The organism is Pseudonocardia sp. EV170527-09 (genome assembly GCF_008369905.1).
In the GTDB taxonomy this organism is placed as follows: Bacteria; Actinomycetota; Actinomycetes; order Mycobacteriales; family Pseudonocardiaceae; genus Pseudonocardia.
On sequence record NZ_VRMC01000013.1, the window covers coordinates 57,616 to 78,761 of the forward strand.

The 21,146-nt window shown below is 75.2% G+C and carries 18 protein-coding genes and 1 pseudogene; 2 read left to right on the forward strand and 17 right to left on the reverse strand.

Features of this window, described 5'->3' with window-relative positions:
* Nucleotides 1-190 precede the first annotated feature (190 nt).
* Nucleotides 191-1,003, forward strand: a complete 813-nt coding sequence (locus FVA95_RS06080; RefSeq protein ID WP_368667300.1) for a DUF2786 domain-containing protein — start codon at nt 191-193, stop codon at nt 1,001-1,003.
* 4 nt (nt 1,004-1,007) lie between these two features.
* Here FVA95_RS06080 and FVA95_RS06085 read toward each other — a convergent pair whose 3' ends face one another.
* The 11 genes and pseudogenes from FVA95_RS06085 to metK all read right to left on the reverse strand — a co-directional run bounded on the left by FVA95_RS06085 (nt 1,008) and on the right by metK (nt 13,068).
* A complete protein-coding gene (locus FVA95_RS06085) occupies nt 1,008-1,565 on the reverse strand; it encodes a PH domain-containing protein (protein WP_240051305.1) in 558 nt (185 codons plus the stop codon).
* 31 nt (nt 1,566-1,596) lie between these two features.
* On the reverse strand, nt 1,597-2,088 hold the full coding sequence (gene ribH, locus FVA95_RS06090; protein ID WP_020623634.1) for a 6,7-dimethyl-8-ribityllumazine synthase: 492 nt from the start codon (nt 2,086-2,088) through the stop codon (nt 1,597-1,599).
* Nucleotides 2,089-2,168: 80 nt separating this feature from the next.
* Nucleotides 2,169-3,437 (reverse strand): bifunctional 3,4-dihydroxy-2-butanone-4-phosphate synthase/GTP cyclohydrolase II, encoded by a 1,269-nt coding sequence (locus FVA95_RS06095; RefSeq protein WP_149663339.1) that lies wholly within the window; start codon nt 3,435-3,437, stop codon nt 2,169-2,171.
* A gap of 74 nt (nt 3,438-3,511) precedes the next feature.
* Nucleotides 3,512-4,144, reverse strand: coding sequence for a riboflavin synthase (locus FVA95_RS06100; RefSeq protein WP_149663321.1), 633 nt, complete (start codon nt 4,142-4,144; stop codon nt 3,512-3,514).
* Nucleotides 4,145-4,156: 12 nt separating this feature from the next.
* Nucleotides 4,157-5,188 (reverse strand): bifunctional diaminohydroxyphosphoribosylaminopyrimidine deaminase/5-amino-6-(5-phosphoribosylamino)uracil reductase RibD, encoded by a 1,032-nt coding sequence (ribD, locus tag FVA95_RS06105; RefSeq protein ID WP_149663340.1) that lies wholly within the window; start codon nt 5,186-5,188, stop codon nt 4,157-4,159.
* 79 nt (nt 5,189-5,267) lie between these two features.
* Nucleotides 5,268-5,954: a ribulose-phosphate 3-epimerase gene (rpe, locus tag FVA95_RS06110; RefSeq protein WP_075311721.1), complete on the reverse strand. Its 687-nt coding sequence runs from the start codon at nt 5,952-5,954 to the stop codon at nt 5,268-5,270.
* Nucleotides 5,955-6,020: 66 nt separating this feature from the next.
* Nucleotides 6,021-7,481, reverse strand: a pseudogene (locus tag FVA95_RS06115) (RsmB/NOP family class I SAM-dependent RNA methyltransferase); the annotation flags it as partial.
* A gap of 599 nt (nt 7,482-8,080) precedes the next feature.
* The gene (fmt, locus tag FVA95_RS06120) at nt 8,081-9,013 is read right to left on the reverse strand and encodes a methionyl-tRNA formyltransferase (RefSeq protein WP_149663322.1); all 933 of its coding nucleotides are present in this window, start codon (nt 9,011-9,013) and stop codon (nt 8,081-8,083) included.
* The gene (gene def, locus FVA95_RS06125) at nt 9,010-9,558 is read right to left on the reverse strand and encodes a peptide deformylase (protein WP_020626878.1); all 549 of its coding nucleotides are present in this window, start codon (nt 9,556-9,558) and stop codon (nt 9,010-9,012) included. Before def ends, fmt begins: the two co-directional genes overlap by 4 nt.
* A gap of 104 nt (nt 9,559-9,662) precedes the next feature.
* Nucleotides 9,663-11,768, reverse strand: a complete 2,106-nt coding sequence (locus tag FVA95_RS06130; RefSeq protein ID WP_149663323.1) for a primosomal protein N' — start codon at nt 11,766-11,768, stop codon at nt 9,663-9,665.
* A 97-nt stretch (nt 11,769-11,865) separates the two neighbouring features.
* Nucleotides 11,866-13,068 (reverse strand): methionine adenosyltransferase, encoded by a 1,203-nt coding sequence (gene metK, locus FVA95_RS06135; protein WP_233147557.1) that lies wholly within the window; start codon nt 13,066-13,068, stop codon nt 11,866-11,868.
* Nucleotides 13,069-13,414: 346 nt separating this feature from the next.
* Here metK and FVA95_RS30745 point away from each other — a divergent pair, with 346 nt between their 5' ends.
* The gene (locus tag FVA95_RS30745) at nt 13,415-13,948 is read left to right on the forward strand and encodes an SH3 domain-containing protein (protein ID WP_161992208.1); all 534 of its coding nucleotides are present in this window, start codon (nt 13,415-13,417) and stop codon (nt 13,946-13,948) included.
* 73 nt (nt 13,949-14,021) lie between these two features.
* Here the strand turns inward: FVA95_RS30745 and coaBC are convergent, their stop codons facing one another.
* The 6 genes from coaBC to carB form a co-directional block, all read right to left on the reverse strand.
* A complete protein-coding gene (gene coaBC, locus FVA95_RS06145) occupies nt 14,022-15,239 on the reverse strand; it encodes a bifunctional phosphopantothenoylcysteine decarboxylase/phosphopantothenate--cysteine ligase CoaBC (protein WP_149663324.1) in 1,218 nt (405 codons plus the stop codon).
* Nucleotides 15,240-15,248: 9 nt separating this feature from the next.
* Nucleotides 15,249-15,518: a DNA-directed RNA polymerase subunit omega gene (gene rpoZ / locus FVA95_RS06150; RefSeq protein WP_020627644.1), complete on the reverse strand. Its 270-nt coding sequence runs from the start codon at nt 15,516-15,518 to the stop codon at nt 15,249-15,251.
* Between the two features lie 38 nt (nt 15,519-15,556).
* Nucleotides 15,557-16,147: a guanylate kinase gene (gene gmk, locus FVA95_RS06155; RefSeq protein ID WP_149663342.1), complete on the reverse strand. Its 591-nt coding sequence runs from the start codon at nt 16,145-16,147 to the stop codon at nt 15,557-15,559.
* Nucleotides 16,148-16,180: 33 nt separating this feature from the next.
* On the reverse strand, nt 16,181-16,495 hold the full coding sequence (gene mihF, locus FVA95_RS06160; RefSeq protein WP_020627642.1) for an integration host factor, actinobacterial type: 315 nt from the start codon (nt 16,493-16,495) through the stop codon (nt 16,181-16,183).
* 485 nt (nt 16,496-16,980) lie between these two features.
* Nucleotides 16,981-17,814, reverse strand: a complete 834-nt coding sequence (gene pyrF, locus FVA95_RS06165) for an orotidine-5'-phosphate decarboxylase (RefSeq protein ID WP_149663325.1) — start codon at nt 17,812-17,814, stop codon at nt 16,981-16,983.
* Complete coding sequence (gene carB / locus FVA95_RS06170) at nt 17,811-21,122, reverse strand: carbamoyl-phosphate synthase large subunit (RefSeq protein ID WP_149663326.1); 3,312 nt, start codon at nt 21,120-21,122, stop codon at nt 17,811-17,813. The genes pyrF and carB overlap by 4 nt, the downstream gene beginning before the upstream one ends.
* Nucleotides 21,123-21,146 lie beyond the last annotated feature (24 nt).

Below are 21,146 nucleotides of genomic sequence, written 5' to 3' on the forward strand. Positions count from 1 at the left end.
GGTGACTCCCAGGGTAGTTGCGGGCACCGACAGTCCCGGTCCGGCCCCGGTCTCGGCGCGGGCCCCGGACGAGGTGTAGGGGCACGTGTCGACCGGGGACCTCGCGCGGCGCCGCCGGAACTGTCGGTAGGGTCCGGTACACCTCGCCCTCGAACACAAGTTCGACCCTACCGAGCCCGAGGAGACCGCCGTGGCCACCGCGCAGGAGACCGACCCCCGCACCGACATCGGCACCGACATCGGCACCGCGCCGGGTGAGCAGGTGCCCGGGGCCCGGCTGGACCGGATCCGGAAGCTGCTGGCCAAGGCGGAGCGGGCCGGCACGCCGGACGAGGCCGAGATCTACACCGACAAGGCGTTCGCGCTGATGGCGCGGCACGGGATCGACGAGGCGCTGCTGGCGGCCGCACCCGGCGCCGGGGCGGCGCGGGCCGATCCGATCGGCCGGAGCCGGATCACCGTCGACAACCCCTACAGCGGGGCGAAGGCCCGGCTGCTGGGGTGGACGGCGTCGGCGTTGCGGTGCCGCTGGGTGATGCACGACCAGCGGGGCGGCTCGGTCGCCGCGGTCACCGTGTTCGGGTTCGCCTCGGACCGGGAGCGGGTGGAGCTGCTCTACACGTCGCTGCTGCTGCAGGCCACGGCCGCGCTGGCCGCGGTCCGCCCGCCGGACCCCGGCGAGTCGGTGGCGGCCTACCGGCGGTCCTGGATCTACGGCTTCGCGGGCCGGGTGTACGAGCGACTGTGCGCGGCCGAGCGTTCGGCACTGGGCGAGACCGAGGCGGAGACCGGGCGGGCGGCGGCGTCGACCGAGCTGGTGCTGGCCGACCGGGGCGCCGAGGTGGACCGCGCCTACGACGCCGAGTTCGGCAGGCTGCGCCGCGCCCGCCGCCCGCAGGTGTCGGGCAGCGGGTTCCGGCACGGGGCCGCCGCGGCCGACCGGGCCGACCTGGGCGGCCCGGTCCTGGACCGCCGGGCCGGGGCGCCGGGAATCGGCGCCTGAGCCGTCACTCGCCCAGGACGGCGGCGCGGTGCAGGGTGCGCAGCGTGCGGACGTGGCGCACGGCCAGACCACGGTCGACGTCCTGCACGGCGAGCACCGACTGGTACTCGTCGTCGGGCAGCTCCAGGCGGGCCGAGGCGGCTCCGTCGGGGAACGAGACGCCGTGCACGTCGGCCCAGTCGTACCACCGGGCGGTGATGACGTTGCGGACCTCGATGCCGTGGGAGTCGGCGCGCACCCGGGGGCGGGCCATGAGCAGCAGCCCGCCGGCGACGAACGCCCCGATGACCGTCATCGCGACCTGGTCGGCCGGCTGGAAGATCACCCCGGTGTCCTCGGCGGGCATGTAGTAGGCCGCGATGAGGAAGAACACCATCACGCCGAGTGCGCTGAGCCAGGCCGTCCAGCGGATGACCCGCGGGCGCAGGGTCACCGCGTCCGGGCCGGGTCCGGTCCGCGGCCGGGCGTCGGGGGCTGCGGTGTCGGGGGCTGCGGTGCCGGGGGCTGCGGTGCCGGCAGTGGTGGAGTCGGGTGTGGTGGAGTCGGTCGGCTGCTCGGTCACTGGGGTCTCCCTGTGCTGACCCGGGTCGGGGTCACGGGCTGGTCGGGGCGCCGGCACGCAGGTCACGCAGCGCCAGCGCCGATTCGAGTGCGGCGGTGCAGGCCTCGGCACCCTTGTCCTCGGCCGCGCCCGGCGCGCCGGAGCGGTCGACCGCCTGGTCCACCGTGTCGGTGGTGAGCACGCCGTTGCCGACCGGGGTCGACTCGTCGAGGGCGACGCGGGTGAGGCCCGCGGTGACGGCGTCGCAGACGTACTCGAAGTGCGGGGTGCCGCCGCGGACGACGACACCGAGCGCGACGACGGCGTCGTGGCCGCGGGCGAGCTCCTGGGCGATCACCGGGAGCTCGATGGTGCCGGGCACCCGGACCACGGTCGGTTCGACGCCGGCCTCGCGGGCCGTGGCGACGGCCCGGTCCAGCAGCCGGTCCACGATCTCGGCATGCCAGCGGGCCGCCACCACCCCGACCCGCAGTCCGCTCGCGTCCAGCTGCGTGGCCCCGGAGGGCCGGCCCTCACCGCTCATGGGCCGATTCTCGCCTCCGGGTCCGTGGGCCGCAGCAGGGGGTCCGCCCACAGCGCCCGCCCCGCGGTGCGTGGCGCCGGTCAGAGCGCCGGGTCGGCGACCTCACCGAGGTCGGGCAGGTCGTGGCCCATCCGGTCCCGCTTGGTCCGCAGGTAACGCAGGTTCTGCGGGGTGGCGCGCACCGGCATCGGCTCGCGGCCGACGACGCGCAGGCCGTAGCCCTCCAGCCCGGCGCGCTTGTCCGGGTTGTTGGTGAGCAGCCGCATCGACTTCACCCCGAGGTCGGCGAGGATCTGGGCGCCGATGCCGTAGTCGCGGGCGTCGGCGGGCAGCCCCATCGCGAGGTTGGCGTCGACGGTGTCGGCGCCGGCCTCCTGGAGCTGGTAGGCCTGCAGCTTGTGCAGCAGGCCGATCCCCCGGCCCTCGTGCCCGCGCATGTAGAGCACGACACCGCGGCCCTCCTTGGCGACGGACTCCAGGGCCGCGTCGAGCTGGGGGCCGCAGTCGCAGCGCAGCGAGCCGAGGACGTCCCCGGTGAGGCACTCGGAGTGCACCCGGACGAGCACGTCCTCGCCGTCGTCGGCGGGGGTGGCGACGTCGCCCATCACCATGGCGATGTGCTCGGTGCCGTCGAGGGTGCAGTCGTAGCCGTAGGCGAGGAAGTCACCGTGGCCGGTGGGGATCCGCGCGGTCGCGCCCCGTTCGACGTGCTTCTCGTAGCGGCGCCGGTAGGCGATGAGGTCGGCGATGGTGATCAGGGTGAGGTCGTGGTCGGCGGCGAAGACACCGAGCTCCTCGCCACGGGCCATCTCGCCGGTGTTCTTCTCCGAGACGATCTCGCAGAGCGCACCCGCGGCGGGCAGGCCCGCCATCCGGGCGAGGTCGACCGCGGCCTCGGTGTGCCCGGGGCGGCGCAGCACGCCGCCGTCGCGGGCCTGCAGCGGCACCACGTGCCCGGGCCGGACCAGGTCGTGCCGGTCGGACTCCGGGTCGGCCAGCGTGCGGATCGTGTGCGCGCGGTCCTGGGCGGAGATGCCGGTGGTGATGCCCTCCTTCGCGTCCACGGTGACCGTGTACGCGGTGCGGAAGGAGTCCCGGTTGGTGTGGTGCATCGGCGGCAGGTCGAGCCGGTCGCAGGCCTCACCGGTGATGGCCACGCAGACGTAGCCGGAGGTGTAGCGGACGGTGAACGCCAGCAGCTCCGCGGTCGCCTTCGACGCCGCGAAGATGAGGTCGCCCTCGTTCTCGCGGTCCTCGTCGTCCATCACGACGACCGGCTTGCCCTCGGCGATGTCGGCGATGGCCTTCTCGATCAGGGCGAAGCGCTCGGCCCGTTCCGAGGGCGACATCGCGGTGTGCGGGGCGTCCGGCAGCTTGCCAGCCCCCTGGTCTGCCGGGTTGACCGGCGACTCCGACGGCTCGCTCACCGGGCGACCCCTTCCTGTCCGGACCCGGGCCCCTGCAGGTAACCCGCGGTCATGCGTTCCACGTACTTGGCGATCACGTCGACCTCCAGGTTGACCGGGTCCCCCGGGGCGCGCGACCCCAGGGTGGTCTCGGCCAGGGTCGTGGGGATCAGCGCCACCCCGAACCCGTCCGGGTACACCGAGGCGACGGTCAGCGAGACCCCGTCGACGGCGACGGAGCCCTTCTCGACGACGTAGCGTGCGAGCTCGGCGGGAGCTGCGAAGCGGACCTCGTCGCTTCGCTCGCCGGGGGTGCGGGAGACCACGGTGCCGACGCCGTCGACGTGGCCCTGCACGATGTGGCCGTCGAGCCGGCCGCCGGCGGGCACCGCGCGCTCCAGGTTGACCCCGGAGCCGGGGCCGACGGCGCCGAGCGAGGTGCGCTTGAGCGTCTCGGGCACCAGCTCGAGGGTCAGCGTGGCCGCGCCCGGCCCGGTGACGACGGCGGTGAGGCAACAGCCGTTCACCGCGACCGACTCCCCGTGCCCGACCTCGGCGGCCAGGGCCGCGCGCACGGTCAGCACGACGACGTCGTCGTCGGTGCGGACGTCGACGACCTCGCCGACCTCCTCCACGATCCCGGTGAACATCGCCCGTCCCTCCTACTGCGGCACGTCCGGCCCGGTCGGGCCGGGTGCCGGTCGTGCGTCGATGACCACGTCGTCGCCGGCGCGGTGGATCTCGTCCACGTGCAACCGCACGATGTCGGCGATCGTTACCACGCCCGCGTCGCCGAGGGCGTGCGGTCCCGCGCCGAGCAGGGCCGGGGCCAGGTGCACGAGCACCCGGTCGACGAGTCCTGCGGCGACGAAGGCACCGGCGAGCGTCGGTCCGCCCTCGAGGAGCACGTCCACCACGGTCCGGTGGTCGAGCTCGGCGAGCACCTCCCCCGGATCGCGGGTGCGGAGGTGGAGCACCTCGGCGGTGCCGTCCTCGTCGGTCCGGGCCAGCCGGGCGCCGGGCGGGACGTCGCGGTGTCCCACCACCACCCGCAGGGGCTGGTGGTCGAACAGGGTGCCGTCGGGCCGGCGGGCGGTCAGCGCCGGGTCGTCGGTCAGGACGGTACCCGTCCCCGCGACGATCGCGTCCATCCTGCGTCTCAGGTCATGGACCGTGGCCCGGGCGGCCGGCCCGGTGATCCAGCGGCTGGTGCCGTCGGCGGCGGCGACCCGGCCGTCGAGGGTGGTGGCGACCTTCCAGGTCACGTGGGGGCGGCCGGTGCGCTGGCGGTGCAGCCAGCCGCGCAGCGGACCCCGGGCCACCTCGTCGGCGAGGGTGCCGAGCGTCACAGCGACGCCGGCGGCGCGGAGCCGGTCGAGACCGCCCGCGGCGACCGGGTTGGGGTCGGCGACGGCGGCGTGCACCCGGGCGACGCCGGCCTCGAGGAGGCCGTCCACGCACGGCGGGGTGCGACCGGTGTGGTTGCACGGCTCCAGGGTGACCACGGCGGTCCCGCCCGCGGCGCGGTCGCCCGCCTCCGCGAGCGCGACCCGTTCGGCGTGCGGACCGCCGGGCGGTGCGGTGGCACCCGTGCCGACGACGACGCCGTCGCGGTCGAGGACCACGCAGCCGACCGCCGGGTTGGGGCTGGTGCTGCCGTGGACCTCGACGGACGCGGCGAGGGCGCGGCGCATGGCCGCGGCCGTGCGCTCGTCGGTGGCGGTCGGGCGGTCCACTGCGGTGTGCTCGGTCGCTCGGTCGTCCGCGGCGGGCTCAGTCGGCCCAGCGGTGCGGGGTCGCCCGGCGGACGCTGTCGCGCAGCGCGGCGACGGCGCGGCCCGGGTCCTCGGCGCCGTAGACGGCGGACCCGGCGACGAAGCAGTCGACACCGGCCTCGGCGGCCGCGTCGATGGTGTCGGCGTTGATGCCGCCGTCGATCTCGACGAGCACCGTGAGGTGCCCGGTGTCGACCAGGTTGCGGACGGTGCGGACCTTGTCGAGCACCTCGGGCATGAAGCTCTGTCCGCCGAAGCCGGGCTCGACGCTCATCACGAGCAGCGTGTCGTAGTGGCGGAGCACCTCGACCCACGGGTCGAGCGGGGTGCCGGGCTTGAGCGACAGACCGGCGAGGGACCCGGCGGCACGCAGGTTCTTCGCGAGCATGACCGGGTCGTGGGCGGCCTCGGCGTGCACGGTGACGTTGCGGGCGCCCGCCTCGGCGTAGCCCGGGGCCCAGCGGTCCGGGTCCTCGATCATCAGGTGACAGTCGAGCGGGATGTCGGTGGCGGCGCGCAGGCTCTGCACGACCGGCAGACCGAGTGTCAGGTTCGGCACGAAGTGCGCGTCCATGACGTCGACGTGCAGCCAGTCCGCGCCGTCGCCGGTCCCGTCGCCGCGCACGGCGGCGGCCTCCTCGCCGAGTCGGGCGAAGTCGGCCGAGAGGATGCTGGGCGCGATCATCGGGTGCACGCGGAGCAGGCTACTGGCCGTGTCCCGGCGGCCTCGCACCCGTGGGCGAGGCCGCCGTCACACAGCTCGGTCGGTGAGCGGGCGGCGCAGCAGCGCCAGGAACATCGCGTCGGTGCCGTGCACGTGCGGCCAGAGCTGCACGGTCGGGCCGTCGCCGAGGCCGGGCATCCCACCGGGCAGGCAGGCGCGCGCGTCGAGCTGTTCGACGACACCGGCCGGGCCGGGCCGTCCCTCGCGGCCGACGATCCGGCCGACGACGCCCATGGTCTCGGACACGTGCGGCGAGCAGGTGACGTAGGCGACGACGCCGCCGGGGCGGACGTGGCGCAACGCGGCGGTGAGCAGCTCGCGCTGCAGCCGGGTCAGCGTCGCGATGTCCTCGGGGCGGCGCCGCCAGCGGGCCTCGGGGCGGCGGCGGAGCGCGCCCAGCCCGGTGCAGGGCGCGTCGACGAGCACCCGGTCGTAGCCGCCGTCGGGCAGCGGGGCCTCCCGGCCGTCGGCGACGTGCACGGTGACCGGCAGCTCCGCCACGGACCGGCGGACGAGGTCGGCGCGGTGCTCGCTGGACTCGACCGCGTCGAGCGTCCCGCCCCGGGCGGCGACGAGCCCGCCCAGCAGCGAGGCCTTGCCGCCCGGTCCGGCGCACAGGTCGAGCCAGCGACCGGTGTCCTCGCCGAGCAGCTCGGCGCGGGCGAGCGCGGCGGCGACGAGCTGGCTGCCCTCGTCCTGCACGATCGCGAGCCCCTCGGCGACGGCGTCGAGCTCGCCGACGTCTCCGCTGCCCGGCTCCAGGTGCACCCCGTAGGGCGAGTACGGCGCCTGTTCACCGCCGGTGGCCAGGGCCAGCTCCTCGGCGGTGATCTCGCCGGGGCGGGCGAGCAGGTGCACCCGGGGCCGGGTGTCGTCGGCGGCGAGGGCAGCGGTCAGCTCCTCGCCGGTGCTGCCGAGCGCGTCGGCGAAGGCCTGTGCGATCCAGCGCGGGTGGGCGTGGCGCAGCGCGGCGTCGCCGACCGGGTCCTCGGCGGGGTCGGGCGCGAGGCGGTCGAGCCACTCGGCCTCGGTGTGCTCGCCGATGCGGCGCAGCACCGCGTTGACGAACCCGGCCGACTGCGACCCGTGGTCGGAGCGCACCAGCTCGACGCAGGTGGTGACGGCCGCGTGGTCGGGCACCCGGGTGCGCAGCAGCTGGTAGGCGCCCAGGCGCAGCGCGTCGAGCAGCGCGTGCTCGATCTTGGCCAGCGGGCGGTCGGTGCAGGCGTCGATGATCGTGTCGAGCAGGCCCTGGGCGCGCAGGGTGCCGTAGCCGAGCTCGGTGGCGAGTGCGGCGTCGCGGTCGCGCAGCCGGTGGCGGCGCAGGATGCCGGGCAGGGCGAGGTTGGCGTAGGCGTCGCGCTCACGGACGGCGGTCAGCAGCTCGTAGGCCGCCTGCCGGGCCGGGTCGACGGCCGGGGGCCTGGTGGGGCCGCCGCGGCCGCGGGACGGGCCGGAGTTGCGGGGGCCGGAGGTGCGTTCGCGGCGGGGGCCCCGGTCGCCACCCCGCTCGTCGCGGCGCGGGGCGCCCCGGTCGTCCCGGGGGCTGCGGCGGTCGTCCCCACGGTGCCGGTCGGGGCGGGGGCGGTCGCCCTGCGGCCGGTCGACGCGGGGGCGGTCGTCGCGCGGGCGGTCACCGCGCGGCCGGTCACCGCCGTCGCGCGGGCGGGCCGCGTCCCGGCCGGAGCGGGACCGATCGGGCCGGTCGGAGTCGCGCCCACCACGACGCTCCCCGGATCCACCGGAGCCGGGCCCGCCGCGCCGGTCGCCCGACCCCGATCCGGAGCCCGGGCCGCCGCCCCAGCCGGACCCGGCGCGCGGGCCGCGGTCACCGCGCGGCCGGTCTCCGCCGGTGCGGTCACCGCGCGTTCGGTCACCGCCCGTTCGGTCACCGCCACGGTGCCGGTCGTCGCCGGAGCGCCGCTCGGGGCGGTCGGGCCGGTCGCGGTCGGGTCGGGGGTCCTGCTCGCTCACGTGGTCTCCTCGGCGGTGGTCCGCCGTGGCCGGGGTCCGGCCGTCGTCCGGGATGTCGGGAAGTCGGTGGGTGTCGGGAGGTCGGTGCGTCGGACCGGGGTGGGCGTCGGCGGTCAGCTGAGGTACTCGACGCCGTCGATCCGGGCGCCGCGGGCCCAGTCCGGCGCGGGCATGGACCGCTTGCCCTTCGGCTTCACCTCGCCCAGCTCGACCGGGACGGTCGCGGTCCCGGCCAGCACCCGGCGGCGTTCGACCCGCAGCTCCCCGGGCGCGAGCTCGACCTCACCGGTGCGCAGCGGGCGGACCGGGCCGAGGCCGAGGCGGTCCCCGCGGAACCCGCACCACGCGCCGGGCTCGGGGGTGACCGAGCGGATCAGCCGGTCCAGCGCCGCGGCCGGGGTGGTGAAGTCGGCGCGGGCGTCGGCGGTCGTGACCTTCGGCGCGAGCGAGACACCCTCGGTGGGCTGCGGGACGGCGGTCAGCGAGCCGTCGGCGATGCCGTCCAGGGTCGCGGCGAGCAGCCGGGCGCCGGACTCGGCGAGACGGCCCAGCAGGTCTCCCGCGGTGTCGGTCGCACCGACGGTCTCGGTGACCAGGCCGTAGGTGGGCCCGGTGTCCATGCCCTCCTCGAGCCGGAACGTGGTGGCGCCGGTGACGTCGTCGCCGTGCCGGATCGCGGCCTGCACCGGGGCCGCGCCGCGCCAGGCGGGCAGCAGCGAGAAGTGCAGGTTGACCCAGCCGTGGACGGGGATGTCGAGCACCGGGCGGGGCAGCAGCGCGCCGTAGGCGACGACCGGCGCGCAGTCCGGGGCGAGCGCGCGGAGCGTGTCGAGGAACTCCGGGTCCGAGGGCTTCGCGGGCGTCAGCACCGGGATCCCGGCGGCGTCGGCGAGCTCGCCGACCGGGGAGCGGGTGAGCCTGCGGCCGCGCCCGGCGGGGGCGTCGGGGCGGGTCAGCACCGCGACGACCTCGTGGCCGGGGTGTTCCAGCAGCGTCCGCAGCGACGGCACCGCCGGATCGGGGGTGCCGGCGAACAGCAGCCTCATCGAGCCTTGCCGAACATGGGGTGCGGGCTCGCCTTGACGACCGGCTCGGGCTCGCCGAACCAGGCGGCCTCGCGGATCTCGCGCATCGCCAGCTTGCGGGTCTCGGCGTCGAGCCGGTCGACGAACAGCACGCCGTCGAGGTGGTCGGTCTCGTGCTGGATCGCCCGCGCCAGCAGCTCGGAACCCTCGATCACCTGGGGCTCGCCGTGCATGTCCCAGCCCCGTGCGACGACGTGCAGCTTGCGCCGGCAGTCCCAGCCGAGCCCGGGGATGGACAGGCAGCCCTCCATGCCGAACTGCTCCTCGTCGCCGACGGCCTCCCAGGTCGGGTTGACCAGGTGCCCGGAGAAGCCGTCGCAGTCGTAGACGAACACCCGCTTGCCGACGCCGATCTGCGGCGCGGCCAGACCGGCGCCGCCCTCGTCGTGCATGGTGTCGGTCAGGTCGCTGACGAGCTTGCGCAGCTCCGCGTCGAAGTCGGTGACCTCGGTGGCGCGGGTGCGCAGGACCGGGTCGCCGAACAGCCGGACGGGCTGGATGGGCACGGGCTCTCCCTCGGGCGGACGACTGCGGTGATCAGCGCTCCATTGTGCCACTGCGGCACCGCCGGTCCCGCCCGGTGTCGCGGCGGTGACCCGGTGCGCGCGGCTCAGTCGATCTCGTCGGGGTCGAGCCGGACCCGCACGGTCTCGGGGGCCTTGCGGGCGGTCCGCAGGGCCTGCGCGTCGTGCAGGGCCCGGGCCAGGTCGCGGCCGGCGCGCCGGGGGACCCGCAGCAGCGCGCGCTCCCGGACCTCGTCGGCGGCGCCGTGGCCGGCCCCGGGGCGGTCCGGCGGGTCGATCTCGACCGGTCCGAGCAGCTCCACCCCCTCGGGCGGGGAGGGGTCGACGCGCCCGGTGCCGAGCACCGCGTCACAGATCTCGGCGACGGCGGCGGGCGGCCCCTCCACCGCCGCCATCCGGACGGCCGGCGGGAACCCCACCTCGGCGCGTTCGGCGAGCTCGGCCTCGGCGTGCCCGGCCGGGTCCCAGCGCACCAGTGCCTGCACGGTCGGCAGGGACGCCTCGGCGACGACCACCACCCGTCCGCCGTCGGTGTGCGGGACGACCCCGGCGGCGGCGGCGAACCAGCGGCGCAGCGTCTCCTCGGCGACGCGCAGGTCGGGCCGGGCGAGCATCGCCCAGCCGTCGAGCAGCAACGCGGCGCCGTACCCCGCTCCGCCGCCGCCCTCGACGACGGGCTCCGCCCCCGGGGTGGCGACGACCAGCGCGGGCCCGGCCGGGACGGTGTCGAGGACCTCGGCGCCGCCGCCGGAGGTGCGCACGGTGACGCCGGGGAACGCGCGGCCCAGCTCCTCCGCGGTGCGCCCGGCACCGACGACCCCGGCCCGCAGCCGCCGCGACCCGCAGTGCCCGCAACGGAAGGCCGGCTCCGCGCGGCCGCACCAGCGGCAGGCGGGCAGCGCGCCCTCGGAGCCGGCGCCGGAGCGCGGCAGGCCCAGCGGGCCCGCGCAGTGCCGGCAGCGGGCGGCGTCGCGGCAGGACGCGCACGCCAGGAACGGCAGGTACCCCGACCGCGGCACCTGCACCAGCACCGGGCGGCCGGCGCTCAGCGCGGCGCGGGCGGCCTCGAACGCGACGCCGGGGACGCGGGCGGCACGGGCGGCCGGGTCGCGCACGAGCTGGGTGTCGGTCTCGCCGATCGCGGTGACCCGCGGCATCCGGGCCCGCACGGTGGCGCGGTCGGCCGCGACGGGACTTGCCCAGCGGGTCTCGACGAGCACCTGCGCCTCGGCGGTGCGGGCGAACCCGGCGAGCAGCAGCGCGGCGCCCTCGCGGTGCGCGCGCAGCACCAGCACGTCGCGGACCTGCGGGTAGGGAGCGCGCGGCTCGGAGTGGGAGTCGTCGCCGTCGTCCCACACGGCCAGCAGGCCCAGCTCGCCGAGCGGCGCGAACGCCGCTGACCGGGTGCCGACGACGACCCGCACGCTCCCCCGCCGCACCGCCAGCCAGCGCCGGTAGCGCTCGGCCGGCCCGAGCTCCGCGGTCAGGGCGACCACGCCGTCCTCGCCGAGCAGCGCGGCGCACGCCGCGTGCAGCCGGGCCACGTCGCGCTGGTCGGGCACGACGAGCAGCGCCGAACGCCCGGCCGACAGGGTGGCGACGGCGGCCTCGGCCAGCCGGGCCGCCCACTCCTCCCCCGGCAGCGCCTGCCAGACGGCGTGCGCGGCGCGTCCGCCCGCCAGCGCGTCGAGGAAGGCGCCGCCGCGCGGGTAGGCCTCCCAGCCCGCGCGGTCCACCGGGGCGGGGTCGGTCGTGTCGCGCTCGCGCGGGGACTCGGACTCGACGCGGGCGTGCCGGGCCGGCACCGCGAGGCGCAGGACGTCGGCCATCACCCCGGCGTAGCGGTCGGCGACGGCGCGGGCCAGGCCCGCCACCTCCGCGGTGAGCACCGGTTCGGGCGAGACGACCTTGTCGACCCAGGCGAGCCGCCCGGCGTGGGCGGTGTCCTCGGAGCGCTCCAGCAGGAAGCCGTCGACCATCCGGCCGGCGAACCGCACCCGCACGCGCACGCCGGGGGCCGCGGCGTCGTCGAGATGGGTCGGGACGCGGTAGTCGAAGGTCCGGTCCAGGTGCGGGAGCGCGACGTCGACCAGCACCCGCGCGACCGGACGGACCGCGGCGGGCTGCCACTCCCCCCGGTTGCGCCCCGGGCGGCGGGCACGGGTCGCCGGGGCCGGACGCGGAGAGCTCACGCCGAGGGTCTACCACGAGGCACCGACGCCCCCCGGAGACGCCCGTGGCCGCCGACCGCACGGTGCGGTCGACGGCCACGGGGCAGGTGCAGGGCGGTCAGGCGCCGGCGACCGACTTCAGGGCCTCGGCGCGGGAGGTGTCCTCCCACGGCAGCTCGACGTCGGTACGGCCGAAGTGGCCGTAGGCGGCGGTCGGGCCGTAGATCGGACGCAGCAGCTTCAGGTCGCGGATGATCGCGGCCGGGCGCAGGTCGAAGACCTCCTCGATGGCGGCCTGGATCCGCGCCGGGTCGACGTTCTCCGTGCCGAAGGTCTCCACGAACAGCCCCACCGGGGCGGCCTTGCCGATCGCGTAGGCGACCTGGACCTCGATCCGCCCGGCGAGCCCGGCGGCGACGGCGTTCTTGGCGACCCACCGCATGGCGTACGCGGCGGAGCGGTCGACCTTCGACGGGTCCTTGCCGGAGAAGGCGCCACCGCCGTGGCGGGCCATGCCGCCGTAGGTGTCGACGATGATCTTGCGGCCGGTGAGGCCGGCGTCACCCATCGGGCCGCCGAGCACGAAACGGCCGGTCGGGTTGACGAGCAGCCGCGGCTCCGACGGGTCCCAGCCGAGCGCCTCCACCTCGGGGGTGACGACGTGCTTGAGGATGTCGGGGGCCAGCATGCCGTCGAGGTCGACGTCCGCGGCGTGCTGCGACGACAGGACCACGGTGTCGAGCCGGACCGGCTTGTCGCCGTCGTACTCGATCGTGACCTGGGTCTTCCCGTCCGGGCGCAGGTAGGGCAGCGTCCCGTTCTTGCGGACCTCGGTCAGCCGGCGCGACAGGCGGTGGGCCAGCGCGATCGGCAGCGGCATGAGCTCGGGGGTGTCCTCGCACGCGTAGCCGAACATCAGGCCCTGGTCGCCGGCACCCTGCTTGGCGATCTCGTCCTCGGCGGACTCGACGCGCTTCTCGTAGGCGGTGTCGACGCCCTGCGCGATGTCGGGCGACTGCGCGCCGATCGCGACGTTCACACCGCAGGAGGCACCGTCGAAGCCCTTGGCGGAGGAGTCGTAGCCGATCTCGAGGATCTTGTCCCGGACCAGCTGCGGGATCTCGACGTAGGCGCCCGTGGTGACCTCGCCGGCGACGTGGACCTGGCCGGTGGTCACCAGGGTCTCGACGGCCACCCGGCTGCTCGGGTCCTGCGCGAGCATCGCGTCGAGGATGGTGTCGCTGACCGCGTCACAGATCTTGTCGGGGTGGCCCTCGGTGACCGACTCACTGGTGAACAGGCGACGGCTCGTGGTTGACACGCGCAGTTTCTCCATCCCGTTGGAAATGTTCTCCGCACCGGCGCGACGGCCCCGTCGCGCTCGCTCGGACGCACGACCATGATCGCGAGCGCCCCTCGACATGCAGGGTAGTCCAGACCGGCCGCCCGTACGGGACCACCTGCGACGAACTCACACACGGAGCGTGACTCGCCGTCGTAATGACGCTACTCAGTGTCGCCGGATGGGGTGATTGACCCTCCGCTCACGAATCGAACGGGGGGCGGCTCGTTGGGCCGGACAACACCTCGCACGCCCCGCGGGGTCGCCCACGAACGGATCCGCACGGTGGCCTCCCCGGCCCCGGCGGCACGGAGGTTGTTCCACGATGAAGCCGAACTCGCGACGCGTCGCTGCCGTCCTCGGCGCCCTGGCCGTGGCCGGCGTCACCACCATCGGGATCGTTGCCGGCACCGCGTCGGCCGCCGGTACCGGCACCTGCACCCAGAGCGTCAACGTCCGCTCCGAGCCCGAGACCGACGCCCCGATCGTCGGTGTGTGCGAGCGCGGGGAGACCACCTCGACCGGGGATACCCAGGACGGGTTCGTCGAGCTCCCCGAGTACGGCGGCTGGGCGATGTCCCGGTACGTCTCGACCTCCGGCACCGAGCGCTCCGGGTCCGCGGAGGACTCGCTGACCCCGAGCCGCAGCGAGCGGTCGACCCCGTCGACCTCGTCGCCCTCCTCCTCGACGCCCTCGACCACGAGCCCCCGATCGACCTCCTCGGCGACGCCGTCCACCTCCACGCCGCGGTCGACCTCGTCGGCCACGCCGTCGTCGGACGAGGGGTCGGGCGAGGGGTCCGACTCCTCCTCCGGCGAGGCGACGCCGACCCGCAGCTCGTTCTTCGACGAGGACTGAGCCGGGGCCGTACGACGACGGGCCCGCACCGGAGGCTCTCCGGGTGCGGGCCCGTCGTCGTATGTGCGGGGGCTCAGCGCAGGCGCGGGGTGACCGCGTCCCAGATCCGGGAGGCGAGCAGCGCCTTGGAGCCGAACGGCAGCTCCTCCTCGCCGCCGTCGCGGGCGAGCAGCCAGCCGGCGTTGTCCGCGGTCTCGAAGGCCTTGCCGTCGCCGACCGCGTTCACCACGAGCAGGTCGCAGCCCTTGCGGGCGAGCTTGGCGCGGCCGTGGTGGAGCACGTCGCCGTCGGCGTCGCCGGTCTCGGCGGCGAACCCGACCACCACCTGACCCGGCCGTGGCGGGTCGGCCACGAGCCCGGCGAGGATGTCGGGGTTCTGGGTCAGCTGCAGCGGCGCCGGCTCGGCGTCACCGCGCTTGATCTTGTCGACAGCCGTGTCGACCGGCCGGAAGTCCGCGACGGCGGCGGCCATGACCACCGCATCGGCGTCGGCGGCGGCGCCGCGGACGGCGGCCTCCATCGCGACGGCGGTCCCCGCCGCGACGACGTCCACCCCGGCCGGGGCACCGAGGTCCGCGGTGTGTCCGGCGACGAGCGTCACCCGGGCGCCGCGCTGGGCGGCGACCCGGGCCAGCGCCCAGCCCTGCCGGCCGGAGGAGCGGTTGCCGAGGAACCGGACCGGATCGAGGTTCTCACGGGTCCCGCCGGCGCTGACCACCACGTGGCGGCCCTCCAGGTCGCGCGGCAGCGCGTCCGGGCGCTCCAGCAGCAGCCGGGCCAGATCGACGATCTCGGCCGGGTCGGGCAGCCGGCCCTTGCCGGTGTCCGCGCCGGTCAGTCGGCCCGCTGCGGGTTCGATCACGACGGTGCCGCGGGCGCGCAGCAGCGCGACGTTGTCGACCGTCGCGGGGTGCTCCCACATCTCGGTGTGCATCGCGGGCGCCAGCACCACCGGGCAACGGGCGGTCAGCAGCGCGGCGGTGAGCAGGTCGTCGGAGCGGCCGTGCGCCAGGCGGGCCATGAGGTCCGCGGTCGCCGGGGCGACGACGACGAGGTCCGCACCCTTGCCCAGGGCCACGTGCGGCACCTCGTGGACGTCGGAGAACACCCCGGTGGCCACCGGCCGCCCGGACAGGGCCTCGAACGTCGCGGCGCCGACGAACCGCAGCGCGGACTCGGTGGGGATCACCCGCACCGCATGGCCGGACTCGGTCAGACGGCGCAGCACCTCGGCGCTCTTGTAGGCGGCGATGCCGCCGGAGACGCCGAGGAGCACCTCGGGAGGAGCCATCGAGAGGTCTTACTCGCCCTCGGTGTGCTCGAGCATCCCCGCCTGGATCTCGCGCATCGCGATCGACAGCGGCTTCTCGCGCGGGCCCGGCTCGACCAGCGGGCCGACGTACTCGAGCAGGCCCTCACCGAGCTGGGAGTAGTAGTCGTTGATCTGCCGGGCGCGCTTGGCCGCGTAGATGACCAGCGCGTACTTCGAGCTGACCTGGCCGAGCAGGTCGTCGATCGGCGGGTAGGTGATGCCCTCGGGGGCGGTGGAGGTGCCGGTGGGCGTGCTCACGTGGTGGACTCCTGAAGAACGAGGGGGACCTGGGGCACTCAGACGGCGCCGCGGTCGACCGCCAATGCTACCAACCGGCCGATCACGGCCTGCAGGTCGTCGTTGACGACCACCTCGTCGAACTCCCCCTGGGCGTCCATCTCCTCGATGGCGGTCCGCAGCCGGCGCTCGCGCTGCTCGGGGGTGTCGGTGCCGCGGTCGGTGAGCCGACGGGTCAGCTCCTCCATCGACGGCGGCGCGACGAAGACGGTGACGGCCTCGGGCACGACCCGTTTGACGGACCGGGCGCCCTGCAGGTCGACCTCGACCAGGACCGGACGGCCCTGGTCGAGGGCCTGCTGGACGGGTACCCGTGGCGTGCCGGAGCGCTGCAGCCCGCCGTGCACCTCGGCCCACTCGAGGAGCTCGCCGCGCTCGATGAGCGCGTCGAACTCCTCGCGGGACACGAAGTAATAGTCACGGCCGTCCACCTCGCCCGGCCGCGGGGGCCGGGTCGTGGCGGACACGCTGAACAGCAGCTCCGGCAGCGCCTCGCGCAGTCCCGCGACCACGCTGCTCTTGCCCACCCCGGACGGCCCGGCCAGCACGAGCAGCCGCCCGCGGGCGGGGCCGGTCCGGCCGGAGGACATGACGGAGGAGGTGTCGGTCACGGGACGCCCGGATCAGCTCGGGTAGCGCTCGAGCAGCGCCTTGCGCTGACGGTCGCCCAGGCCACGCAGGCGGCGGCTGGTCGCGATCTCCAGCTCCTCCATGATCTGCTGGGCACGGACCTTGCCCACGTTCGGCAGCGCCTCGAGCAGCGCCGAGACCTTCATCTTGCCGAGCACCTCGTCGGTCTCGGCCTTCTTCAGCACCTCCTCGAGGGTGGTGCCGCCGCGCTTGAGGCGGTCCTTCAGCTCGGCCCGGGCCCGGCGCGCGGCCGCAGCCTTCTCCAGCGCGGCGGCGCGCTGTTCCTCGGTCAGCTGGGGAAGGGCCACGGTTGGTTCCTCCGTACTTTCCTGTGTCGTTCTCGTCGTTCTCGCCGCCGTGATCCCGGCTCGCGCCGGGGTGTCGCGTCAGCGATCGGGTGGCGGGTCGCACCTACCCGTCCGGGGGACGTCCCGGCTGGTGCGATCGAACGTACCCACGACCTCCACGGAAGCGTCAATGGGGGTCCCACCTCCGGTTTCGGCCGTGCGGAGGTGATCAACGGCACGCCGGCGGTCCCGCCACACCACTGCCACCCGGCTCCGCCGGACGGCGGGTCGGCGCAGTGGACCGCGCCGGACGAGTACCCCGCCGACCCGGTCGGGCGCGCCCGATCGACGTCCCGGTGCGCCGGGGGGCTCCCGACCGGCACGACGGACCGCCGGACGCCCTCCCGGCGCGTCCGGCGTCGCCGACGGCCACGGTCGCCGTCGGTGAGCGGACCGGTGCCGGACGGGGCACCGGTCCCCCGCACACCGACGTCGGCCGGTCCGGTTCAGTGCGTCCCGGCGGTCGCCGAGGCCAGCTCCTCGCTCAGGGCGTGCGCGGCGTCACGCAGCGCGGACGGGTCGGGACCCGCCCGGAGCACCCCGCGGGCCGACACCGGCAGCACCGGGCCCGTGGTGCCCGCGAACCGCGCCACCACGTCGGCCGGACTCGCGCCCTGGGCGCCGAGCCCGGGCACCAGCACCGGACCGTTCAGCGCGCTCAGGTCCAGGCCGTGGTCGTGGGTGCCGCCGACGACGACCCCCACTGCCCCGCTGGGCCGTGCGCCGGCGTTGCGCGCGGCGGCCTCGTCGACCATCTGCTGGGCGACGGACACACCGCCCGGCGTCGTGGCGCACTGCACCGCGGCACCGTCCGGGTTGGACGTCCGGGCCAGCACGAACACCCCGCGCCCGGCCTCGTCGGCCGCGGTCAGGGCCGGTTCCAGCGACCCGAACCCCAGGTAGGGCGACAACGTGAGCGCGTCCGCCCCGAGCGGCGCGCCGACGCGCAGGTAGGCGTCGGCGTAGCCGTCCATGGTGGAGCCGATGTCGCCGCGCTTGGCGTCGAGCAGGGTCAGGGTGCCCGTGCCCGCGTACCCGGCGAGCAGCCGCTCCAGCACCGCGACGCCCGCCGAGCCGTGCCGCTCGAAGAACGCCGACTGCGGCTTCACCACCGACACCGCCCCGGCGAACGCGGTGTGGCAGCGGTCGGCGAACGCGGCGAGACCGTCGGCGTCGTCGGTGAGGTCCCAGGCCGCCAGCAGGGCCGGGTGCGGGTCGATCCCGACGCACAGCGGCCCGTGGGCGGCGACGGCCTCGCCGAGCCGGGCGGCGACGCTCACGCCTTGGCCTTCAGCGCCGCGTGCGCCTGCTGCAGCGACCGCACACCGAGCCCGCCCGAGGCGAGCGCCTCGATGCCCTGCACCGCGGCCGCGGTCCCCTGCACCGTGGTGATGCACGGGACACCGCGGGACACCGCGGCGGCGCGGATCTCGTAGCCGTCCACCCGCGGGCCGGGGTTCCCGACCGGGGTGTTGACGATCAGGTCGACGTCACCGGCGAGGATGGTGTCGACGATCGTGGGGGTGTCCGGGCCGGATCCCTCGCTGTGCTTGCGCACCACGGTGACGTCGATCCCGTTGCGGCGCAGCATCTCCGCGGTGCCCTCGGTGGCCAGGACCTGGAAGCCCATGTCGGCCAGGCGGCGGATCGGGAAGACCATCGCCCGCTTGTCGCGGTCGGCGATGGACACGAACACCGTGCCCGAGGTGGGCAGCGAGCCGTAGGCGGCGGCCTGGGACTTGGCGAAGGCCGGACCGAAGGCGGAGTCGAAGCCCACGACCTCGCCGGTCGACTTCATCTCCGGGCCGAGCAGCGGGTCGACGCCCTGGCCCGCGGTGTTGCGGAACCGGTTGAACGGCAGCACCGCCTCCTTGACCGCGACCGGGGAGTCGGCGGGCAGCGCTCCGCCGTCGCCGGTGGCCGGGAGCAGGCCCTCGGCGCGCAGCTCGGCGATGGTGGCACCGAGCATGATCCGGGCGGCGGCCTTGGCCAGCGGCACCGAGGTCGCCTTGGACACGAACGGCACCGTCCGCGACGCCCGCGGGTTGGCCTCCAGCACGTAGAGCACGTCGCCGTGCAGGGCGTACTGGACGTTGAGCAGCCCGCGCACGCCGACGCCGTGCGCGATGGCGGCGGTGGCCTCGCGGACCTTCGCCAGGACCGAGGAGCCCAGCGTGATCGGCGGCAGCGTGCAGGAGGAGTCACCGGAGTGGACCCCGGCCTCCTCGATGTGCTCCATGACCCCGCCGAGGTAGATCTCCTCGCCGTCGCACAGGGCGTCGACGTCGATCTCGATGGCGTCGTCGAGGAACTTGTCGACCAGTACCGGGCGGTCCGGGGAGATGGTGGTGGCGCGGGCGATGTAGCCGGCCAGGGTCGCCTCGTCGTAGACGATCTCCATGCCGCGTCCACCGAGCACGTAGGACGGCCGCACGAGCACCGGGTAGCCGATCCGCGAGGCGATCCCCCTGGCCTGCTCGAAGGAGGTGGCCATGCCGAACTCCGGGGCGGGCAGGCCGGCCTTGTGCAGGACCTCGCCGAACGCGCCGCGGTCCTCGGCCAGGTCGATCGCGGCCGCGGAGGTCCCGACGACCGGCACCCCGGCGTCGGTGAGGCGCTGGGCGAGCCCCAGCGGGGTCTGCCCGCCGAGCTGCACGATGACCCCGGCGACGGTGCCGGAGGCCTGCTCGGCGTGCACGACCTCCAGGACGTCCTCGAAGGTCAGCGGCTCGAAGTAGAGGCGGTCGGCGGTGTCGTAGTCGGTGGACACCGTCTCCGGGTTGCAGTTGACCATGACGGTCTCGAACCCGGCGGCGCGCAGCGCCATGACCGCGTGCACGCAGGAGTAGTCGAACTCGATGCCCTGCCCGATGCGGTTCGGGCCGGAGCCGAGGATCAGCACCTTCGGCTTCTCGGTCTGCGGGGCGATCTCCGACTCGGCCGCGGGGTCGGTCTCGTAGGCCGAGTAGTGGTAGGGCGTCTTCGCCGCGAACTCGGCGGCGCAGGTGTCGACGGTCTTGTAGACCGGCCGGATGCCGAGGCGGTGGCGCAGGGTGCGCACGCCGTCCTCGCCGGCGAACTCGGGGCGCACCGCGGCGAGCTGGCGGTCGGACAGGCCGTGGCGCTTGGCCCGGCGCAGCAGGTCGGCGTCGAGGACGGGTGCGGCCTCGAGCTCGGCGCGGATCTCTCCCAGCAGCGCGATCTGGTCGACGAACCAGGGGTCGATGCCGGAGGCCTTGGCGACGTCGTCGACCGACTGTCCGCTGCGCAGGGCGCGCTCGACCTCGTAGATGCGGCCGTCGACCGGGACGGTGTACTCCGGCTCGCCCTCGGGGTCGGGGGCGGTCCAGAACCCGGCCCGGTCCCGCTCCATCGAGCGCAGTGCCTTCCCCAGCGCCTCGGGGAACGAGCGGCCCAGCGCCATCGCCTCGCCGACCGACTTCATGGTCGTGGTCAGCTCGGGGTCGGCGCCGGGGAACTTCTCGAAGGCGAACCGCGGGATCTTGACCGCGACGTAGTCCAGCGACGGCTCGAACGCGGCGATGGTCTCGCCGGTGATGTCGTTGCGGATCTCGTCGAGGGTGTAGCCGACGGCGAGCTTCGCGGCGATCTTGGCGATCGGGAAGCCGGTGGCCTTCGACGCCAGCGCGGAGGACCGCGAGACGCGCGGGTTCATCTCGATCACGACCAGGCGCCCGGTCTCGGGGTGGATCGCGAACTGGATGTTGCAGCCACCGGTGTCGACGCCGACGGCCCGCAGCACGGCGATGCCGACGTCACGCATGTGCTGGTACTCGCGGTCGGTCAGCGTCATCGCCGGGGCGACGGTGATCGAGTCACCGGTGTGCACGCCCATCGGGTCGATGTTCTCGATCGAGCAGATGACGACCACGTTGTCGTGGTGGTCGCGCATGAGCTCGAGCTCGTACTCCTTCCAGCCGAGCACCGACTCCTCGATGAGGACCTCGGTGACCGGGGAGGCGTCGAGCCCGGCGCCGGCGAGGCGCTCCAGGTCCTGCGCCGAGTGCGCCATGCCCGAGCCGAGACCGCCCATGGTGAACGACGGCCGGATGACCACGGGCAGGCCCAGCTCGTCGGCGGCGGAGCGCACCTCCTCCATCGAGTGGCAGACCCGCGAGCGGGGGACGTCGCCGCCGACCCCGATGACGATGTCCTTGAACTTGAGCCGGTCCTCGCCGCGCTCGATGGCGTCGACGTCGGCGCCGATCAGCTCGACGCCGTGCCGCTCCAGGGCGCCGTTCTCGTGCAGCGCGATCGCGGTGTTGAGCGCGGTCTGTCCGCCCAGGGTCGCGAGCATCGCGGTGACCGGGGTGCCGTTGTCGCGCTCGGCGACGATGACCTTCTCGACGAACTCCGGGGTGATCGGCTCGACGTAGGTGGCGTCGGCGAACTCCGGGTCGGTCATGATCGTCGCCGGGTTGGAGTTGACCAGCGAGACCCGGATGCCCTCGGCCTGCAGCACCCGGCACGCCTGGGTGCCGGAGTAGTCGAACTCGCAGGCCTGACCGATCACGATCGGCCCGGAGCCGATCACCATGACGTGGTCGATGTCGTCGCGGCGGGGCATCAGTGGTCCTCCTGCCGGGCCTGG

What these genes read in the sequence shown, in the direction of transcription:
- ribH (WP_020623634.1), bottom strand. Translation starts at nt 2,088, where the DNA reads ATGAGCGGTGAGGGCCGGCCCTCCGGGGCCACGCAGCTGGACGCGAGC.
- FVA95_RS06095 (WP_149663339.1), bottom strand. Translation starts at nt 3,437, where the DNA reads ATGTCGCCCTCGGAACGGGCCGAGCGCTTCGCCCTGATCGAGAAGGCC.
- FVA95_RS06100 (WP_149663321.1), bottom strand. Translation starts at nt 4,144, where the DNA reads ATGTTCACCGGGATCGTGGAGGAGGTCGGCGAGGTCGTCGACGTCCGC.
- ribD (WP_149663340.1), bottom strand. Translation starts at nt 5,188, where the DNA reads ATGCGCCGCGCCCTCGCCGCGTCCGTCGAGGTCCACGGCAGCACCAGC.
- rpe (WP_075311721.1), bottom strand. Translation starts at nt 5,954, where the DNA reads ATGATCGCGCCCAGCATCCTCTCGGCCGACTTCGCCCGACTCGGCGAG.
- fmt (WP_149663322.1), bottom strand. Translation starts at nt 9,013, where the DNA reads ATGAGGCTGCTGTTCGCCGGCACCCCCGATCCGGCGGTGCCGTCGCTG.
- FVA95_RS30745 (WP_161992208.1), top strand. Translation starts at nt 13,415, where the DNA reads ATGAAGCCGAACTCGCGACGCGTCGCTGCCGTCCTCGGCGCCCTGGCC.
- coaBC (WP_149663324.1), bottom strand. Translation starts at nt 15,239, where the DNA reads ATGGCTCCTCCCGAGGTGCTCCTCGGCGTCTCCGGCGGCATCGCCGCC.
- gmk (WP_149663342.1), bottom strand. Translation starts at nt 16,147, where the DNA reads ATGTCCTCCGGCCGGACCGGCCCCGCCCGCGGGCGGCTGCTCGTGCTG.
- carB (WP_149663326.1), bottom strand. Translation starts at nt 21,122, where the DNA reads ATGCCCCGCCGCGACGACATCGACCACGTCATGGTGATCGGCTCCGGG.